The following is a 4,596-nucleotide window of genomic DNA, read 5'->3' as shown; positions in this document are numbered from 1 at the left end:
CCCGCCATATAGATAGGCAGTTCTTGATAATCTACAATCCAAGCTTTTAGCTCGTGCTCCAGCACATTTGCAAACTCATTGTCGGTAACTTGTTTCAAACCCAATGGTAATTCGATATGCGTATGAACTTTATTTTCATGATTAATTGCAAACGCTCGAAAGTTAGTTGTGCCCCAATCTACAATAAGAAACTCAATATCATTTTTTGATAACATATTGTTAGAACTCACTAATCAATTAATTTTGTATTGCTTGATGATGTCGATATCGACATCCACACCAATACCTGGTTTAGTCGGGATTGTTACCTTTCCATCTGCGTAATGAATACCATCGCAAATAAGAGCCTTTCTAAATGGGTGAGACGACTGGTCAAACTCAAGCATCGGCTCAGTCGGGTTGAGAGATAGTGGATTACATGGAATAGACGCGATGAATTGCAGTGAAGCAGCAATACCTATCCCCGAGCCCCAAACATGAGGAATCAACGTAGTATGGCTAGCTTGTGCCATCGCAGCGATTTTTTTACATTCAGTAAAACCACCGCTTGAACATAAGTCAGGCTGGATGATATCTAGCGAACGCTTTTCAAGCCATGGGCGATAACCCATCTTGCCAAAGACTTGCTCGCCCGCCGCAATGGCCGTCGGTGAACTTGATTTTAATTCTCTGTAACCGTCGATATCTTCTGGAGCAAGCAACTCTTCAAGGAAGTGCAAATTGTACTTTTCAGTTTCATTAATAAGCTTACGCGCCTGAGCAACATTGTAAGCACCGTTGGCGTCAGCCATGATTTTAATGTCATCTCCCACAGTTGCACGCACGGCTTTAATCAGTTTGATGTCTTCTTCAATACCAAAGCCGATTTTTAGTTTAAATGCTTTAAAACCATTCTTAACGTGCAGTTTTGCTTCTACTTGTGAATCTTGTGGGTAATGTCCATCAGCAATGCGGTAGAACCCTGTTGCGTAAGGGGTAACTTCACTTCTAAAGGCACCACCTAGTAATTTATGAATTGGTTTTTTAAGGGACTTACCGATAACATCCCAAAGCGCAATGTCGACACCACTCACGGCGTTCACCGTTGCACCACTTTGTCCAAATGGTCGAGAAAGGTTGTACATTTCTTCCCATAGACATTCGACATCTAATGGGTCTCGCCCAATTAGCAAAGACTTATAGCTATGTTCAATAATTGAAGCAGCTATCATTGGACTTTGTAGCCCATGGCATAGCGATTCACCGTAGCCAATTACACCTTCGTCAGTGATAACCTCAACAATCACCGCACTTCGGTTGCTAGCCCATCCTTGAGAAAAATAAAACGGATTGTCTAATGGAACTGAAATTGCGTGTGGAATTACGTCTATAATTTTCATTAATTTCTCTCAAGGCCATGTGTATTTACGTTGTTATTCTGCTTCTTCAACATTCTTTTTTTGATTATTGGGAATAGAAGGGAAATGATGATAAGAGTGAAGAAAGCCCAACAAATTCCGGTAGATAAAAATGTTGAGTAGTCCCCTCTAGACATCAGTAGTGCTCGTCTGAAGTTACTTTCTGCCATAGGGCCTAAAATCAAACCTAAAATTAGAGGGGAAGCGGATATCTCAAGTTTTTGAAAAAAGTATCCCACTACACCAAAAAACAGCATCACAGCAACATCAAACATATTGTTGTTTAAGGCGTAACTACCCACAAAACACAGCAACATTATGGTTGGTACTAGCACTGGTTTAGGGACAGACAGAACCTTCGTAAAAATTCGAACGGAGCTCAAGCCTAAAATGAGCATGAACACGTTAGCAATTAATAAACCTATAAAAATGGCGTAGACCGTTGATGCATCATTTTGGAATAGTAACGGGCCAGGCTGAATACCTTGAACCGTCAAAGAACCAATCATAATTGCCGCAACAGCATCCCCCGGAACGCCAAGACATAACATCGGGATTAGCGCTCCCCCCGTCACACCATTGTTTGCCGCTTCTGGAGCAGACACTCCTTCTGGTGATCCGTTTCCAAATTCTTCGGGCTTTTTAGAAATGCTTTTTGCTTGTCCATAGGCGATGAATGACGCGATGTCAGCGCCAACACCTGGAATGGTTCCGATAAACGCACCCAAGCTACCAAATGGAACACCATTTTTAAAAATGACCTTCCAATCTGAACTTTTTGGGATCACGCGTCTAATTTTTCCTGTCGCTTTACTTTTAACACCAATTTCTTCGACACCAATAAATGCCTGAGACATTGCAAACAGTCCAATCATGACTGGTATGAAATTAATGCCTGAATATAAGTTAATGTTATCAAACGTAAAACGCATATTACCCGTAATATCATCAAGACCTATCGTGGCGATGAACATACCGATAAAACCACTGATCAAACCCAAGAAAATGGATTTACCTGATATTGAAGAAATAATGCATAGGCCAAATACGGCCAGCATAAAAAATTCTGGAGCACTGAACTTCAGCGCAAAATCAGCTAATACTGGTGCGATCAAAATTAGGAAAATGCAGCTAATTAAACCACCAATGAAAGAACTGAACGTGGAGATTCCAAGTGCTCGACCAGCATCGCCCCGCGACGCCATTTTATAGCCATCAAGAGCGGTCGCAGCTGATGCTGGTGTTCCAGGGGTATTGAGCAGTATTGCTGCTAATGAGCCACCATAAACCGCACCAACATACACACCAATCAACAAAAGAATACTTGGAACAGCGTCCATTCCAAACGTTAACGGCAGTACAAGTGCAACACCCATTGTAGTTGTTAGTCCCGGTAAGCAACCAATACACATGCCACCTGCAACGCCTACTAGAAGATATAAAATGACATTTGGCTGTAACACCAAATCCAATGCTTCAATTAACACGTTATATATTCCTTAAAACAGTATTCCAAACCGGAATGGGACATTGAGTGCGTAGTTAAACACGCCGTACACCATGCCAACGATGGCAATTGAAAATAACATTCGCTTAGTTAGTGGCATATTGCTAAACCAAGTAAATAATCCGAACATCAAAACTAACGACGTCACTACAAAACCAATCACATTCATTAGGACTAAATAGCCAACAAGAATACCCATTGTTATATATACTCTTATATTATCGCTATTAAGTATCTCTAATGGTTCACTCTCTGATTTTCTAAGTGTTTTAAAAAACAAAATACAACCTGATATCAATATTGCACAGGAAATAATAACTGGCCATACCGCAGGGCCAGGGACACCTCTACGAGAGCCTGGTAATTCGTTTGATAGATATAAAGCCACAATAGAGAATAAAACAAAAATTAAAGCTGAAATTAAATGAGCTTTACGCATAATTATCGCCCCAAGATTTGTGAAGCTTATTCGTTATAAAATAAGCTTCACAGGTATTGCTTAGTTAAGCTCTAGTTTAGTAATGAGTTCTTTGAAGAAAATGTCTTCACGTTCTAGTTTTTTCGCAAACTCGTCAGATTTAATGATTTCAATATCATTGTTTGTGTTTGCCATAAAGGTTTTGAACGTGTCTGTTTCAACCGCTTCTAAAATAGCATCCGTTAAGAAATCAACTGTTGATTGTGGTGTACCTTTAGGAACCATGAAACCGCGCCAAGTACCAATCTCTACGTCGTAGCCCAATTCTTTTGCAGTAGGAACATTTGGTGCATCTTTTAAACGATTAGGTGCTAGAACAGCGAGTGAACGCAATGCGCCCGCTTCTACTTGTGATGCCACTTCTGCATAAGATACTGACACCGCGTCTAAGTGCTTACCAAGTAAAGCAGTGATTGCTGCAGAGGAGCCTTTATAAGGGATATGCGTAAACTGTGTACCCGCTTTTACTTCTAAGCCCGCACCAGCGAGATGCCAAATACTGCCTGTTCCAGAGTTACCAAACAGTAGATTGTTGTCCTTAGAGTCTTTGATAAGGTCTTCTAGCGTTTCATACGGAGAATCAGCAGGTACCGTAATCGCTGCGTAGCCAGAGTTTACAATTGCAAGAGGGGTGAATTTCGTGTAGTCTAGGTTTGACCCGTAGCCTTGGTGCGGAAGCATCACAAGCTCAGGCGCAACCATGCCGATCGTTTGCCCATCAGGTTTACTATTTTGAGCATAAGACATACCAATAGCGCCAGCGCCACCTGTACGATTTTCTGCAGCGATACCTTCTGGAAACTTATCTTTAAGCGCTTCAACAAGGGCACGGCTTACACTATCTGAACCACCACCCGCTGAATATGGAACAATCACTTTTACCGGTGAATCTGGATACGTTGAAGTCGCGCCTACAGTAGTAGCAATTGATGCGCTCGCAATAACAGCAGACATCAGTACATTTTTGAAGAGTTTATTCATTATCATAACCTTATTATGGTAGGGGGAAGCTTCTTTGGCTTCATGAGTAATTTATATTGAGGTGCTTAATTAGTTTATGAAATCAAATATTCATTCAAACTAATTAAACGGCCCATTATGTAATTAACACGAATGGTGTTAATTAATTATTAATTTATTTGCTCTGAAATTCTTTCACTATAACTTTGAATTATAGGGATAAGTTCATTCATTCTCTGATCATCCATATAATC

The 4,596-nt window shown here is 40.7% G+C and carries 5 protein-coding genes; all 5 read right to left on the bottom strand.

Annotated features, from left to right (window positions below; translation table 11 throughout):
• Positions 1-215 (bottom strand): 2-dehydro-3-deoxygalactonokinase (locus tag HW45_RS29995; RefSeq protein ID WP_038227285.1); only part of this gene is annotated, 215 nt, incomplete at its 3' end.
• 18 nt (positions 216-233) lie between these two features.
• Entirely contained in the window at positions 234-1,379 is a 1,146-nt protein-coding gene (locus tag HW45_RS12875; protein ID WP_038227284.1) for a mandelate racemase/muconate lactonizing enzyme family protein, read from the bottom strand.
• Positions 1,379-2,893, bottom strand: coding sequence for a tripartite tricarboxylate transporter permease (locus tag HW45_RS12870; protein WP_038227280.1), 1,515 nt, complete (start codon positions 2,891-2,893; stop codon positions 1,379-1,381). Before HW45_RS12870 ends, HW45_RS12875 begins: the two co-directional genes overlap by 1 nt.
• A 3-nt stretch (positions 2,894-2,896) precedes the next feature.
• Complete coding sequence (locus HW45_RS12865) at positions 2,897-3,343, bottom strand: tripartite tricarboxylate transporter TctB family protein (protein WP_038227278.1); 447 nt, start codon at positions 3,341-3,343, stop codon at positions 2,897-2,899.
• 60 nt (positions 3,344-3,403) lie between these two features.
• Positions 3,404-4,363, bottom strand: a complete 960-nt coding sequence (locus HW45_RS12860; RefSeq protein ID WP_038227276.1) for a Bug family tripartite tricarboxylate transporter substrate binding protein — start codon at positions 4,361-4,363, stop codon at positions 3,404-3,406.
• Positions 4,364-4,596 lie beyond the last annotated feature (233 nt).

This window comes from Vibrio sp. ER1A (assembly GCF_000733315.1).
In the GTDB taxonomy this organism is placed as follows: Bacteria; Pseudomonadota; Gammaproteobacteria; order Enterobacterales; family Vibrionaceae; genus Vibrio; species Vibrio mediterranei.
The sequence above is the reverse complement of the archived record's forward strand: the minus strand, read 5'-3'. Positions and strand labels throughout refer to the sequence as shown.

What these genes read in the sequence shown, in the direction of transcription:
- HW45_RS12875 (WP_038227284.1), bottom strand. Translation starts at nt 1,379, where the DNA reads ATGAAAATTATAGACGTAATTCCACACGCAATTTCAGTTCCATTAGAC.
- HW45_RS12865 (WP_038227278.1), bottom strand. Translation starts at nt 3,343, where the DNA reads ATGCGTAAAGCTCATTTAATTTCAGCTTTAATTTTTGTTTTATTCTCT.
- HW45_RS12860 (WP_038227276.1), bottom strand. Translation starts at nt 4,363, where the DNA reads ATGAATAAACTCTTCAAAAATGTACTGATGTCTGCTGTTATTGCGAGC.